We start from the raw sequence: 13317 nt of genomic DNA on the forward strand, positions 1-13317 counted from the left end.
TTCCGTTCTACCCCGACGCCGGGCAAGTAAGCTGGACGGCGTGCCGATCGCCACGCCGTACGAGGATCTGCTGGCCCTGGTGCTCGAGCGCGGAACCCCCAAGGCCGACCGGACCGGCACCGGCACCCGCAGCCTGTTCGGCCACCAGCTGCGCTACGACCTGGCCGCCGGCTTCCCGCTCGTCACCACCAAGAAGGTGCACGTCAAATCGGTGGTCTATGAGCTGCTGTGGTTTCTGCGCGGGGACTCCAACATCGCCTGGCTCAAGGAACACGGCGTCAGCATCTGGGACGAATGGGCTTCCGACACCGGTGATCTCGGGCCGGTGTACGGCGTGCAGTGGCGCTCCTGGCCGACACCGAGCGGGCAGCACATCGACCAGATCGAACGCGCGGTGGAGTTGTTGCGCACCGACCCGGATTCACGCCGCATCATCGTCTCGGCGTGGAACGTCGGCGAACTGGACCAGATGGCGCTGGCGCCGTGTCACGCACTCTTCCAGTTCTACGTCGCCGGCGGGCGGCTGTCCTGCCAGCTCTACCAGCGCAGCGCCGACCTGTTCCTCGGCGTGCCGTTCAACATCGCCAGCTATGCGCTGCTCACCCACATGATGGCCGCGCAGGCCGGGCTGGACGTCGGAGAGTTCGTCTGGACCGGCGGGGACTGCCACATCTACGACAACCACGTCGAGCAGGTGCGGGAGCAACTGTCCCGTCAGCCCCGCGGCTACCCGAAACTGGCTCTGGCGCCACGGGATTCGATCTTCGGCTACACCTTCGACGACATCGAGATCCTGGGCTACGACCCACACCCGGCGATCAAGGCGCCCGTCGCGGTATGAGCCCCCCGGCCAAGGTGGGTCTGATCTGGGCCCAGTCGACGTCCGGGGTGATCGGGCGTGACGGCGGCATCCCGTGGCGGCTGCCCGAAGACCAGGCGCGTTTCAAGGAACTCACCCTGGGACACCGGGTGGTGATGGGCCGGTTGACCTGGGAATCGCTGCCGGCCGGCGTGCGTCCGCTGCCCGGCCGGGCCAACGTGGTGGTCAGCCGCCGGAGCGACTACCGCGCCGTCGGGGCCGAGGTGGTTCCGACCCTCGACGCGGCGCTGACCGATGCCGAGACCTGGGTGATCGGCGGGGCGCAGATCTACGCGCTGGCGCTGCCGCTGGCCGACCGGTGCGAGGTGACCGAGGTGGAGATCGACCTGCCCCGGCAAGACGAGGACGCCGTCGCACCGGTGCTCGACGAAAGCTGGCGGGGCACCGCGGGGCCGTGGCTCACCAGCGCGCGCGGCCTGCGGTACCGGTTCTGCAGCTACCACCGCTGATGGCGTCGTTGACGCCGGCGCAGGCGCGCCGGATCGCGGTCGCCGCACAGGGATTCGCTGTCGCCAAACCACGCGCCGCCATCACCCGGGCGCACCTGAAGCGGTTGATCTCCCGCATCCAGGTGTTGCAACTGGACTCGGTGTCCGTGGCGGTGCGCGCCCACTACGCCCCGGTGTTCAGCCGACTGGGCTGCTACGACCGCACCGTGCTGGACCGCGCCGCCTGGAGCCACAGCAGCCGCTCGCCGCGGCTGCTGGTCGAATACTGGGCGCACGAGGCGGCGCTGATGGCCGTCGACGACTGGCCGCTGCTGCGCTGGCGGATGCGGCAGTGGCCGCACGGCCGCTGGGGCGCCCACATCGTGCGGGCCAATCCGCAGCTCGTCGAGGACGTCACCGCCGCAGTCGCCGAGATCGGCCCGGCCACCGCCGGCCAACTCGAGGCGCACCTGGCCGCCACGTGGTCGGCAGCCGGCCGGGCGGGCAAGGGCCCGTGGTGGAATCGCAGCGACACCAAGTGGGTGGCCGAGGCGCTGTTCGCCGCCGGGGTGCTGACCACCGCCACCCGGGTGGGATTCGCCCGGCATTACGACCTGGTGGAGAACGTGCTGCCGGCCCACGTGCTGGCGCGCCACGTCGACGACGCCGAGGCCGTGCGGGAACTGGTGCTGCGGGCGGCGACCGCCCTGGGGGTCGGTACCGAGGCCGATCTACGTGATTACTTCCGGCTGTCGGCCGGCCAGGCCAAACCGGCGATCGCGGCGCTGGTGGCCGCCGGCGACCTGGAGCCGGTGACGGTGGCCGGCTGGGACGGGCCGGCATACCTGCGGGCCGGTCAGCCGATTCCCCGGGGTGATCGGGGCACCGCGCTGCTGTGCCCGTTCGACCCGCTGATCTTCTTCCGTCCCCGGGTGGAGCGGCTGTTCGATTTCCACTACCGGCTCGAGATCTACACCCCGGCGGCCCAGCGACGATACGGCTACTACGTGTGGCCGTTCCTGCTGGACGGGCAGCTGGTCGGCCGGGTGGACCTGAAGGCCGACCGCCGAGCCGGGGCGCTGCACGTCGTCGGGGCGTTCGCCGAAGCGGGCCATGCCCGTCAGCGGGTGGCGCAGGCGCTGCTCCCCGAGCTGGAGACCATGGCGCGCTGGCTGGGATTGAGCCAGGTCAGCGTGGGGGAGCGCGGCGATCTGGCGGCCGAGCTGCGCCGAGAGCGGCCACGCCGATGAATCACCGGCCGCGGTGCTTGTCCGGTCGGTGAAGGTGCCGGCGCGCGCTCTCGGCGAGGGTGGTCGCGCTTTCGCGGGCCGCCTGCGCCAACTCGGTGCCGCGGTCGGCGGCGACCTCGGCGAACTGTGCGCCCCGTTCACCGGCCGCCTCGAGCAGTGGCCCGGCCCGCTCACCCACCAGTTCGGCGAGCTCTCGGCCGTGTTCGGCGCCGGCCTGCAGGCCCGCGCTCAGCCTGTCGCCGACCGTCTCGAGCACCGCATCACCGGAAGTGGTGTGCATGGCCGGCATAGCCGTGGCCGCGCGCTGATAGGCGTGCCGGGCGGCACGCCGGGCCCGCCAGCCCAGCGACGGTCGTCCCTCGGTGTCGGCCGCCGCGATCATCAACCCGCCGATCAGGCTGACGTCGGTCAGGAACGCTTGGCGCTGTTGGGCCCTGCGCTGGATGTCAGGCTCCATCCAGAACATGTGGCCGCCTGCGCTGCCCGGAATGACGGTGCATGCCAGCGCCGCAGCGGCAACCCGCGGCAGTCTGCCGCTGGCCAGTAGCAGGCCGCCGCCGATCTGGACCAGCGCGTTGGCTTTGGCGAACGTCTCGACATCGGACGGCACCTTCGCCGATATCTCGTCCGGTAGGTGTTGCAGCCCGTCGAACGCCGGACGGGCCGTCTGGCCGGCCTGCTGCGGCCGGCGCAACGCCTCCACTCCCTGACCGATGAACGCCGCCGCCAGCAGCGGACGTGCGATTCTGCGCATCAACACGCGATTCCCTCACTCCTGTTCGGCACGCTCGCGCGCCTCGTCTGCCTCGGCCTTGGCGCGGGCCTTCTCGGCCTCTGCCTCTTTGGCCGCGACCTCACGCTGCGCGTCGGCCTTGTCCTGCTGCGCCTGGCCTTCCCGCTTGAGCGAGTCGTCTCCGGTCACCGTGCCGACAGCCTCCTTGGCCTTGCCCTTGACGCCTTCCACGACGCCTTTGATGCCGGCTTCGGGGCCACTGTCCTTGTCGTCACTCATGTGGTGTGCCTCTCTTGATCGGATCAAGACCGGACGGACGGGCCGCGGCGGTGCGGGGCCGTCCACCCAGCAGGCGACCGGGTGGCCGCCGATGTGCCGGGATACCCGATGGGATTACAACGTAAACCTGCGGAGTCGTCGGCTCCGGTTCGCCGGCAACCAAAAGGGTTCGGCGTCAACGCGGTTGGGCGGATCTGTCCTGACCTCGGGCGGCACGGCCCGGTTTTCGCTACTGTGACCGAAGAACTGATCGGTGACGCCTTTGACTGGCGTGCGGATCCACAAGCCTGATCGGAAACACAGGGGTGTGATCGCGTGCGGGGTTCGGTTTCGTACGGTTTCGTCGTGGTGGGCTGCCTGGCGATCGCCGGCTGCGGCGGCAGCGGCGGCGCGGCGAAAACCACCACCACCGTCGCGGCGACGCCGACCACGACGACGGTCGCTGTCGCCCCGGTCGGCGAGGACGGGCTGCGGGCACTGCTGCTCACCCCCGAGGAGATCAACCCGATCATGGGCGTGGCCGACATGAAGGCGCACGCCCCCCACGATGTGCTGCCCGACGACAGCGCCACGATGCAGCCGAGGGAGTGCCTGGCCGTCGACGGAGTCGCCCAGGAGCAGGTCTATGCGCGCAGCGGTTTCAGCGCGGTGCGAGAGCAGAGTGTCAGCGACGGCGAAGACAACGCCCACTTCGTCGATCAGGCCGTGGTGCTGTTTCCGACCGCCGAGCAAGCCGAGGCGTTCTTCGAGGCGTCCGCCAAGCAATGGCCGGAATGCCACGAATACACCCACACCCAGAGCGGTTCGGAGTGGACCGCCGGGCGCATATCGAACATCGAGGGCGTGTTGAGCACCGTCGCGACCCAGCAGAACGCCGGCGAGTCGGCCTGGCAGGCCTGCGGGCGGGCGCTGACCGTGGCCAACAACGTCGTCGTCGACGTCAACACCTGCAGCACCGACCCGAAGGACTCCGCGGTCGTCATCGCCCGGCAAATCGCCGCGAAAGTGCCGAAGGGCTGACCCCGGGCCGGCACGTCTTAAGGTGGGTGCCGTGGCCGAGACGGCGCCGTTGGGCGTGCAACTGATTGCCAAGACCGAGTTCTTACCACCGCCGGACGTTGCGTGGAGCACCGACGCCGAGGGCGGTCAGGCGCTGGTCGAGTTCGCCGGCCGAGCCTGCTATCAGAGCTGGTCCAAGCCCAACCCGCGCACCGCCACCAACGCCGCTTACCTGAAGCACATCATCGACGTCGGACACTTCTCGGTCCTCGAGCACGCCGGCGTGAGCTTTTACATCACCGGAATCTCCCGGTCGGCCACCCACGAACTGATCCGGCACCGGCACTTCTCGTTCTCCCAGCTCTCCCAGCGCTACGTCCCCGAACCGGACTCCCGGATCGTGGTGCCGCCGGGGATGGACGACGACCCGGAGTTGCAGCAGATCCTGGCCGAGGCCGCCGATGCCAGCCGGGCCGCCTACGCCGAACTGCTGGCCAGGCTGGAGGCCAAATTCACCGCCGATCAGCCCGGCGAGAAGATGGCCGTGCTGCGGCGCAAGCAGGCCCGCCAGGCCGCCCGCGCCGTGCTGCCCAACGCCACCGAGACCCGCATCGTGGTGACCGGCAACTATCGGGCCTGGCGGCACTTCATCGCGATGCGTGCCAGCGAGCATGCCGATGTCGAGATCCGCCGGCTGGCCGTCGAATGCCTGCGGCAGCTCATCGGGCTCGCCCCGGCGGCGTTCGGCGATTTCGAGATCACCGCGCTGGCCGACGGCACCGAAGTAGCGACCAGTCCGCTCGCCACCGAGGTCTGAGCAACGGCGCGGCGCCAGGTACTCTTGGGCTCGTGAGCAGCACCGTATTCGACGCCAAGGCGCAGTTGGGCACCGTTCTGACCGCGATGGTGACCCCGTTCGGTGCGGACGGCTCCGTGGACACCGACGCCGCCGTACGGCTGGCGAACCGGCTCGTCGACGCCGGCTGTGACGGCCTGGTGCTCTCCGGGACCACCGGCGAGTCGCCGACCACCGCCGACTACGAGAAGCTCACGCTGCTTCGTGCCGTGGTCGAGGCCGTGGGCGACCGCGCCCGCATCATCGCCGGCGCCGGCAGCAACGACACCGAACACAGCGTCCGGCTGGCCGAGGCCTGCGCCGGGGTCGGCGCCCACGGCCTGCTGGTGGTGACGCCCTACTATTCGCGGCCGTCGCAGGCCGGGCTGCTGGCGCACTTCACCGCGGTCGCCGACGCCAGCGGGCTGCCGGTGATGCTGTATGACATCCCGGCCCGTTCGGCGGTGCCGATCGCCCCGGACACGATCTTCGAGCTCGCCGAGCACCCGAACATCGTCGCGATCAAAGACGCCAAGGGCGACCTGCATGCCGCCGCGCAGATCATGGCCGAAACCGACGTGGCCTACTACTCCGGCGACGACGCCCTGAACCTGCCGTGGCTGGCGATGGGCGCCACCGGGTTCGTCAGCGTGATCGGGCACTTCGCGGCGGGCCAGCTGCGCGACATGCTGGCTGCGTATGAATCCGGTGACGTCGAGACCGCCCGCAAGATCAACGTCTCGATTGCGCCGCTGTCCAACGCCATGGGCCGCACCGGCGGGGTCACCTTCGTCAAAGCCGGGCTGCGGTTGCAGGGGTTCGATGCGGGCGAGCCACGGCTGCCGATGGTGCCCGCGACCGGGGCCGAGGTCGACGAACTGGCCATCGACATGCGCGCCGCGTCGGTCCTCGAGTGAGTGCGGGTGAGTGAGGACCTCAAGCCGCCGGGTCCGCTGACCGCCGGCGGATTACGCGTCACGGCGCTCGGCGGAATCAGCGAGATCGGCCGCAACATGACCGTTTTCGAGCATCTCGGCCGGCTGCTGATCATCGACTGCGGGGTGCTGTTCCCGGGCCACGACGAGCCCGGCGTCGACCTGATCCTGCCGGACATCCGGCACATCACCGACCGCCTCGACGACATCGAGGCGCTGGTGCTGACCCACGCCCACGAGGACCACATCGGCGCCATCCCGTTCCTGCTCAAACTGCGCCCCGACATCCCGGTGGTCGGCTCGAAGTTCACGCTGGCGCTGGTCGCCGCCAAATGCCGCGAACACCGCATCAAACCGGTGTTCGTCCAGGTCGCCGAAGGTCAGCGCAGCACCCACGGCGTGTTCGAATGCGAATACTTCGCAGTCAACCACTCCATCCCGGACGCGCTGGCGATCGCGGTGCACACCGGCGCGGGCACCGTGCTGCACACCGGCGACATCAAGCTCGACCAATTGCCGCCGGACGGGCGTCCCACGGATCTACCCGGCATGTCCCGGCTGGGCGACAAGGGTGTGGACCTGTTCCTGTGCGACTCGACCAACGCCGAGATCCCGGGTGTCGGACCCAGTGAGAGCGAGGTCGGCCCCACCCTGCACCGGTTGATCCGCGGCGCCGAGGGACGGGTGATCGTGGCCTGCTTCGCCTCGAACGTCGACCGGGTGCAGCAGATCGTCGACGCGGCGGTCGCACTGGGCCGCCGGGTGTCGTTCGTCGGCCGGTCGATGGTCCGCAACATGGGCATCGCCAAGGAGCTGGGCTTTTTGCGGGTGGCGGACTCCGATCTGGTCGACATCGGCGCCGCCGAGATGATGCCGCCGGAGCAGGTGGTGCTGGTCACCACCGGGACCCAGGGCGAGCCGTTGTCGGCGCTGTCGCGGATGTCGCGCGGCGAGCACCGGTCCATCACGCTGACCGCGGGTGATCTGGTGGTGTTGTCATCGTCGCTGATCCCCGGCAATGAGGAGGCGGTCTACGGCGTGATGGACGCGCTGGCCAAGATCGGCGCACGGGTGGTGACCAACGCCGCGGCGCGGGTGCATGTCTCCGGGCACGCCTACGCCGGCGAGCTGCTGTTCCTCTACAACGGGATCCGGCCGCGCAACGTGATGCCGGTGCACGGCACCTGGCGGATGCTGCGCGCCAACGCCGCGCTGGCCGCCCGCACCGGGGTGCCGCCCGAAGCGATCCTGTTGGCCGAGAACGGTGTCAGCGTCGATCTGGTCGCCGGGCAGGCGAGCATCGCCGGGGCGGTCCCGGTCGGCAAGGTGTACATCGACGGACTGGTGGACGGCGACGTCGGCGATGCGACGCTGGGGGAGCGGCTGATCCTGTCATCGGGATTCATTGCGATCACCGTGGTGCTGCGTCGCGGGACCGGCAAGGCGGTGGCGCCGCCCCAGCTGCATTCGCGTGGCTTCTCCGAAGACCCCAAGGCGCTGGAGCCGGCGGCCCGCAAGGTGGAGGCGGAGCTGGAATCCCTTGCCGCCGAACGCGTCACCGACCCGGCCCGGATCGCGCAGGCGGTGCGCCGCACGGTCGGCAAGTGGGTCGGCGAGAGCTACCGCCGCCAGCCGATGATCGTGCCGACCGTCATCGAGATCTGAGCTACCTCTTATTGACGTAGCCGGCGTCCACCGGCAGCGTCACACCGGTGATGTAGCGGGCCGCATCGGAGACCAGCCAGAATACGGCGTTGGCGACATCCTCCGGTTGCAGCACCTGCACCGGCAACGCGTTGCCCATGTCCGGTCCGCCTTGGGCGTCCGTGTCCTCCAGGCCCTCCAGCCACTTCCGGGTGAACTCGTTGTCGATCATCGGCGTCTGCACGCCGGCGGGATGCACGGAGTTGACCCGGATGCTGTGTGGCGCCAGCAGGTTGGCGTATACCCGCATCAGCCCGACGATGCCGTGCTTGGCGGCGGCGTAACCCAGGGAGCCCGCCGCAGGAGCGGCCAGCCCGACCAGCCCGGCCACCGAGCTGACCAGAACGATCGACCCGCCGTCACCCTGGGCGATCATCGGCTTCATCGCCACATCGACGGTGTGGTAGATACCGGTGAGGTTGACGTCGATCACGTCCTGCCAGGCGTCCTCGCCCGCCATCGGAGCGATTCCGGCGTTGGCGATCACGAAATCGAGCCGCCCGAGTTCGTCAATGCCGGCCTGCAAGGCGGTGCCCAGTGCGGTGCGATCGCGGACGTCGGCTGCCCTGGCCACGATGCGCGCACCGGTCTCTTCGACCAGCTTGACCGTCTCCGCCAGATCGTCGGCGGTGGCCAGCGGATACGGCACGCTGGAGATCTGTTGGCACAGGTCGACCGCGATGATGTCGGCGCCCTCGCCGGCCAACCGCAGTGCGTGGGCGCGCCCCTGGCCGCGTGCGGCGCCGGTGATGAAGGCGACCTTGCCGTCCAGGGCTCCCATCACTGGGCCCGGAGCTGGCCCTTGGCCGGGTCGCCGGCCGGCAGCGGCTGCAGCATCTTGATATCGGGCGCGCCGTCCAGGTGCTCCGTGAGGTTGCCGAACAGCTCGGCGACCGCCGGGGCCGTCGAGTGTGCCCGCAGCGCATCGGCGTCGGCCCACTGCTCGATGAATACGAAGGCGCCTTCGGTTTCGTGCACCGCGTAGAGCTGGCAGCCCGGCTCCTGGTGCACTTGTGCCGCCGACTTGGCGCAGATGTCGCGGACGGCTTCGACCGATTCCGGCTTGACGGCGAAGGTGGCGACGACGACCACGGGCATGCGGATCTCCTTCGTGAGGGGTGGCGGGGGAAGTCAGGCCCTGTCACCGTACGCAGCCGCGCTGTGACCGGTGCCACGCGGGTGAGCTCGGGCAACCCGGGCCGTGGCCAGTGTGGCAGATGGTGCTAATGAGGGTATTGCGGTTAGGCTTGCGGCTATGGCTAGTAAGACGGCTAGTGCCACCAAGGCTCGATCGGGAAAGCGAACTAGCAGGTCAAAGGCCGGTTCGCGAGCCAATGCCCGACCGGCCCGCGCAGCGGCGGCACGCCGCAAGCCCGCGCCGTGCCGGCAGCATTCGGGGCTGGCCGGGGCGGGTATGGCCTGCGGGCGGGCCGCCCGGGCGGCGTGGTTGATGGTCGCCAAGGCGGCCGGCGGCACCGCGCGGTCCGTCGGCCGCGCCCATGACATCGACCCGGGTCATCGCCGCGACGGTATCGCGCTGGCGCTGCTGGGCCTGGCCGTCGTGACGGCCGCCAGTTGCTGGCTGGACGCTGCGCGGCCGGTTGGAGCATGGATCGACACCGGGCTGCGCGCCGTGATCGGTGGCGCGGTGGTGCTGCTGCCGGTGCTGGCCGGCGTCGGCGCCGTCGCGCTGATGCGTACCGAACCCGTCCCGGAGAACCGGCCCCGGCTGATCCTCGGTTCGGCGATGGTGGCGCTGCCGATCCTGGGCCTGTGGCATCTGTGGGCCGGCTCGCCGCCGACCCCCGAGGGGCGCCTGCACGGCGCCGGTTTCGTCGGGTTCGCCATCGGCGGCCCGCTCGCCGACGGCCTGACCGCTTGGATCGCCGCTCCGCTGCTGTGCATCGGGGTGCTGTTCGGGGTGTTGTTGCTGACCGGGACGACGCTGCGCGAGGCGCCTGAAGCGCTACGGACCATGTTCGTCGCGCGGGACTACGACGACGGCTATGACGACGGCTATTACGACGACGACTACGCCGGCGAGGACGACTACTACGACGAGGATGGCGGCGGCTTCGAAGGCGGCGCGGCGGCCGATGGCGCCGAGGACACCCCGGATTGGCAGTCGCGCACGCCGCTGGACAACTACCCGCTCTCCGAGACGGACGTAGCGCCCGCCGAGCCCCCGGCGCCGGCGCCCAAGCCCGCTCGCCGCAAGGCCCCCAAGACGGCCAAACCCACCGACACCACCGTCGTGTTGGACCGGGTGGTGGAGGGCCCCTACACGCTGCCGCCGCTTAGCCTGCTGACCGCCGGCGATCCCCCCAAGACCCGCACCGCCGCCAACGAGGCGATGACCGACGCGATCACCTCGGTGCTCGAGCAGTTCAAGGTCGACGCCGCCGTCACCGGCTGCACCCGCGGCCCCACCGTCACCCGCTATGAGGTGGAACTGGGCCCCGGGGTCAAGGTCGAGAAGATCACCGCCCTGCAGCGCAACATCGCCTACGCGGTGGCGACCGAGAGTGTGCGAATGCTCGCACCGATCCCGGGCAAGTCCGCCGTCGGCATCGAGGTGCCCAACACCGACCGGGAGATGGTGCGACTGGCCGACGTGCTGACCGCGCCGAGCACCCGCCGCGATCATCACCCGCTGGTGATCGGGCTGGGCAAGGACATCGAGGGCGACTTCATCAGCGCCAACCTGGCCAAGATGCCGCACCTGCTGGTGGCCGGGTCCACCGGATCGGGTAAGTCCAGCTTCGTCAACTCGATGCTGGTGTCGCTGCTGGCACGGGCCACCCCGGAAGAGGTCAGGATGATCCTGATCGACCCGAAGATGGTGGAACTCACGCCGTACGAAGGCATTCCGCACCTGATCACCCCGATCATCACCTCACCGAAGAAGGCGGCGGCCGCGCTGGCCTGGCTGGTCGAGGAGATGGAGCAGCGCTACCAGGACATGCAGGCGTCCCGGGTGCGCCACATCGACGTCTTCAACGAGAAGGTCCGTTCCGGGGAGATCACCGCACCGCTGGGCAGCGAACGGGAGTACCGGCCCTACCCCTACATCCTCGCGATCGTCGACGAGCTCGCCGACCTGATGATGACCGCGCCGCGCGACGTCGAGGACGCGATCGTGCGGATCACCCAGAAGGCCCGCGCCGCCGGCATTCACCTGGTGCTGGCCACCCAGCGGCCGTCGGTGGACGTCGTCACCGGTCTGATCAAGACGAACGTGCCGTCCCGGCTGGCGTTCGCCACCTCGTCGCTGACCGACTCCCGGGTGATCCTGGACCAGGCCGGCGCCGAGAAGCTGATCGGGATGGGCGACGGGTTGTTCCTGCCGATGGGCGCCAACAAGCCGGTCCGGCTGCAGGGCGCCTTCATCACCGACGAGGAGATCCACGCCGTCGTCACCGCCTGCAAGGACCAGGCCGAGCCCGAGTACACCGACGGCGTCACCACCGCCAAACCGACCGGCGAGCGCACCGACGTCGACCCCGACATCGGCGACGACATGGAGGTCTTCCTGCAGGCCGTGGAATTGGTAGTGTCCAGCCAATTCGGTTCCACCTCGATGTTGCAGCGCAAGCTGCGGGTCGGCTTCGCCAAGGCCGGCCGGTTGATGGACCTGATGGAGACCCGCAGCATCGTGGGCCCCTCCGAGGGCTCCAAGGCCCGCCAAGTGCTGGTCAAGCCCGACGAGCTGGCCGCGACGCTGATGGCCATCCGCGGCGGCGCGGACGCCGACGCCGCGGATGACGACGACGGGTAGCCGGCGACGATCAGACGTTGACCACCAGCGACAACCCGTGCCGATCCCGGCCGGCCCGGCGCCGCCTGCTGCGAACCAGCAACCGGGCCACCGCCGCCTCGACGCCGCGCGCCAGCTCGTCCGCGTCGCGGACGGTGCCGTAGTCGGAGACGATGCCGAAGAACAGGCTGTCGGCGTAGCGCAGGATCGCCGCGCCGGTACGCAACTGCATCGCGATCGGCGGGACTGGCAACACCGCGGAGACCGGGCGTCCCATGACCGCCAGCGGCCGGCCGGGGCCGGGCACACTGGCCGCCAGCGCCACCACGCTGCGCTGCGGCAGCCGGGACAGCAGATTGGTCGCCCAGGCGGTGACCGGCACCGGGATCGCCCGTGCCACCGCCGCCACCGCGCCGGCGGGGCCGCGGTCGGCGTCGGCTCTGGCCTGCGCCAGCCGCGCGTGCACCAGGCGTAGCCGAACCACCGGGTTGTCTTCGTCGACCGGCAGCCGGGGCAGCAGCACCGCCTGCCGAAGCGGTACCAGGGTACGCAGCGAATCGGACTTCGGCCGCTCGCCGCGGCGGACCATCATGTTGCGGTAGCTCTCGGTGAGGGCAGCCAGCGCGACATCGTCGACGGTGACGTCGAAGGTCTGGCAGATCCGGTCGACCTCGGCGGCGCTGACCCTTGCCGAGACGTACCGGCGCCGCCGGCTGGTCAGTGGGCCGTTCAGCGGTGTCGCCGGCCGCCGTAGGCCGGCGGCGAACTCCGCGGCGTCGCGCAACGCCTGGTCGGTCCGCATCACCCCGGCCACCGTGGCGGTCGCGATCGAGGAGGCGAGCCGCAGCGCACCGCGCCACCCGCCGTCGGCGGCAGCCGCGACCGCGCCGGGCATGGTGCCGTGAGCCGGACCCTCATCGGACAGCCCGGCGAGGATGTGGACGGTGGCGACGGCGTCGGCGATACAGGGGTGGACCTTGACCAGCATCGCCCAGCGGCCATCGGACAGGCCCCCGATCACCCAGATCTCCCACAGCGGCCTGTCCCGCTCCAGCCGCCAGGACATCACCTCGGCCACCACCGAGAACAAGTCGTCGTCGCTACCGGTGCCGGGGACCGCGATACCGCAGACGTGGTTGGCGAGCTTGAAGTTGCGGTCCTCGACCCACTCGGGAGGGCCGAGGTCGAAGAGGCGACGCCGCAGCCGCTGGGCGAACCGTGGGCAGGCCGCGATCCGCTCGCCCAGCACCGACATCAGCGCCTGGTGATCGGGCATCGGGCCGTCGAGCACCGCCAGGGCACCCATGCCCAGGTTGGTGTGCCGATCGGCGTCCTCGACGTTGAGAAAACTCGCATCCAGGGGGGTCAGGTGCTCGGCCACGACTACCTCCAGTTGTCTGCAACTGTCAGTACCACTATCTCGTGTTCGCGTCGCCGGCGGCAGGGCCGGAAGTCCCTGGTTCGGCGCACCCGGTACGCACGGACACGTGCCGGACACGGACCGGACACGGACCAGA

At 70.1% G+C, this 13317-nt stretch carries 13 protein-coding genes; 8 read left to right on the plus strand and 5 right to left on the minus strand.

The window, feature by feature from the left end; translation table 11 throughout:
• Nucleotides 1–40 precede the first annotated feature (40 nt).
• The 3 genes from BST10_RS18165 to BST10_RS18175 are packed head-to-tail and all read left to right on the plus strand — an operon-like array spanning nucleotide 41 to nucleotide 2558.
• Nucleotides 41–841: a thymidylate synthase gene (locus tag BST10_RS18165; RefSeq protein WP_083039623.1), complete on the plus strand. Its 801-nt coding sequence runs from the start codon at nucleotides 41–43 to the stop codon at nucleotides 839–841.
• Nucleotides 838–1329 carry a dihydrofolate reductase gene (locus tag BST10_RS18170; protein WP_083039625.1) on the plus strand — a complete coding sequence of 164 codons (492 nt, stop codon included), beginning with the start codon at nucleotides 838–840 and terminating at the stop codon, nucleotides 1327–1329. Before BST10_RS18165 ends, BST10_RS18170 begins: the two co-directional genes overlap by 4 nt.
• Nucleotides 1329–2558 (plus strand): winged helix-turn-helix domain-containing protein, encoded by a 1230-nt coding sequence (locus tag BST10_RS18175; protein WP_013829438.1) that lies wholly within the window; start codon nucleotides 1329–1331, stop codon nucleotides 2556–2558. Before BST10_RS18170 ends, BST10_RS18175 begins: the two co-directional genes overlap by 1 nt.
• 1 nt (nucleotide 2559) lies before the next feature.
• On the opposite strand, the gene BST10_RS18180 is transcribed toward BST10_RS18175, so the two are convergent.
• Complete coding sequence (locus BST10_RS18180) at nucleotides 2560–3312, minus strand: DoxX family protein (RefSeq protein ID WP_083039675.1); 753 nt, start codon at nucleotides 3310–3312, stop codon at nucleotides 2560–2562.
• 15 nt (nucleotides 3313–3327) lie between these two features.
• Nucleotides 3328–3570: a microaggregate-binding protein 1 gene (mbp1, locus tag BST10_RS18185; protein WP_083039627.1), complete on the minus strand. Its 243-nt coding sequence runs from the start codon at nucleotides 3568–3570 to the stop codon at nucleotides 3328–3330.
• 315 nt (nucleotides 3571–3885) lie between these two features.
• Between mbp1 and BST10_RS18190 the strand changes: the two genes are divergently transcribed.
• The 4 genes from BST10_RS18190 to BST10_RS18205 are packed head-to-tail and all read left to right on the plus strand — an operon-like array spanning nucleotide 3886 to nucleotide 8004.
• A complete protein-coding gene (locus BST10_RS18190; protein WP_083039629.1) occupies nucleotides 3886–4590 on the plus strand; it encodes a sensor domain-containing protein in 705 nt (234 codons plus the stop codon).
• 31 nt (nucleotides 4591–4621) lie between these two features.
• Nucleotides 4622–5386 carry an FAD-dependent thymidylate synthase gene (gene thyX / locus BST10_RS18195; RefSeq protein WP_013829434.1) on the plus strand — a complete coding sequence of 255 codons (765 nt, stop codon included), beginning with the start codon at nucleotides 4622–4624 and terminating at the stop codon, nucleotides 5384–5386.
• Nucleotides 5387–5418: 32 nt separating this feature from the next.
• Nucleotides 5419–6321: a 4-hydroxy-tetrahydrodipicolinate synthase gene (gene dapA / locus BST10_RS18200; RefSeq protein ID WP_083039631.1), complete on the plus strand. Its 903-nt coding sequence runs from the start codon at nucleotides 5419–5421 to the stop codon at nucleotides 6319–6321.
• Nucleotides 6322–6327: 6 nt separating this feature from the next.
• Nucleotides 6328–8004 carry a ribonuclease J gene (locus BST10_RS18205; RefSeq protein WP_041319959.1) on the plus strand — a complete coding sequence of 559 codons (1677 nt, stop codon included), beginning with the start codon at nucleotides 6328–6330 and terminating at the stop codon, nucleotides 8002–8004.
• Between the two features lies 1 nt (nucleotide 8005).
• Here the strand turns inward: BST10_RS18205 and BST10_RS18210 are convergent, their stop codons facing one another.
• Both BST10_RS18210 and BST10_RS18215 read right to left on the minus strand, forming a co-directional pair.
• Nucleotides 8006–8824 (minus strand): mycofactocin-coupled SDR family oxidoreductase, encoded by an 819-nt coding sequence (locus BST10_RS18210; protein WP_083039634.1) that lies wholly within the window; start codon nucleotides 8822–8824, stop codon nucleotides 8006–8008.
• Nucleotides 8824–9141: a putative quinol monooxygenase gene (locus tag BST10_RS18215; protein ID WP_083039636.1), complete on the minus strand. Its 318-nt coding sequence runs from the start codon at nucleotides 9139–9141 to the stop codon at nucleotides 8824–8826. The genes BST10_RS18210 and BST10_RS18215 overlap by 1 nt, the downstream gene beginning before the upstream one ends.
• A 157-nt stretch (nucleotides 9142–9298) precedes the next feature.
• On the opposite strand from BST10_RS18215, the gene BST10_RS18220 reads away from it, so the two are divergent.
• Nucleotides 9299–11821: an FtsK/SpoIIIE family DNA translocase gene (locus BST10_RS18220; RefSeq protein WP_083039638.1), complete on the plus strand. Its 2523-nt coding sequence runs from the start codon at nucleotides 9299–9301 to the stop codon at nucleotides 11819–11821.
• Nucleotides 11822–11831: 10 nt separating this feature from the next.
• Here the strand turns inward: BST10_RS18220 and BST10_RS18225 are convergent, their stop codons facing one another.
• On the minus strand, nucleotides 11832–13181 hold the full coding sequence (locus tag BST10_RS18225; RefSeq protein ID WP_083039640.1) for a wax ester/triacylglycerol synthase family O-acyltransferase: 1350 nt from the start codon (nucleotides 13179–13181) through the stop codon (nucleotides 11832–11834).
• Between the last annotated feature and the right edge of the window lie 136 nt (nucleotides 13182–13317).

Source organism: Mycolicibacter algericus DSM 45454, from assembly GCF_002086455.1.
GTDB lineage: Bacteria > Actinomycetota > Actinomycetes > Mycobacteriales > Mycobacteriaceae > Mycobacterium > Mycobacterium algericum.

Coding starts and splice junctions, on each gene's coding strand:
- BST10_RS18170 (WP_083039625.1), top strand. CDS start 838: ATGAGCCCCCCGGCCAAGGTGGGTCTGATCTGGGCCCAGTCGACGTCC.
- BST10_RS18175 (WP_013829438.1), top strand. CDS start 1,329: ATGGCGTCGTTGACGCCGGCGCAGGCGCGCCGGATCGCGGTCGCCGCA.
- BST10_RS18180 (WP_083039675.1), bottom strand. CDS start 3,312: ATGCGCAGAATCGCACGTCCGCTGCTGGCGGCGGCGTTCATCGGTCAG.
- mbp1 (WP_083039627.1), bottom strand. CDS start 3,570: ATGAGTGACGACAAGGACAGTGGCCCCGAAGCCGGCATCAAAGGCGTC.
- BST10_RS18210 (WP_083039634.1), bottom strand. CDS start 8,824: ATGGGAGCCCTGGACGGCAAGGTCGCCTTCATCACCGGCGCCGCACGC.
- BST10_RS18215 (WP_083039636.1), bottom strand. CDS start 9,141: ATGCCCGTGGTCGTCGTCGCCACCTTCGCCGTCAAGCCGGAATCGGTC.
- BST10_RS18220 (WP_083039638.1), top strand. CDS start 9,299: ATGGCTAGTAAGACGGCTAGTGCCACCAAGGCTCGATCGGGAAAGCGA.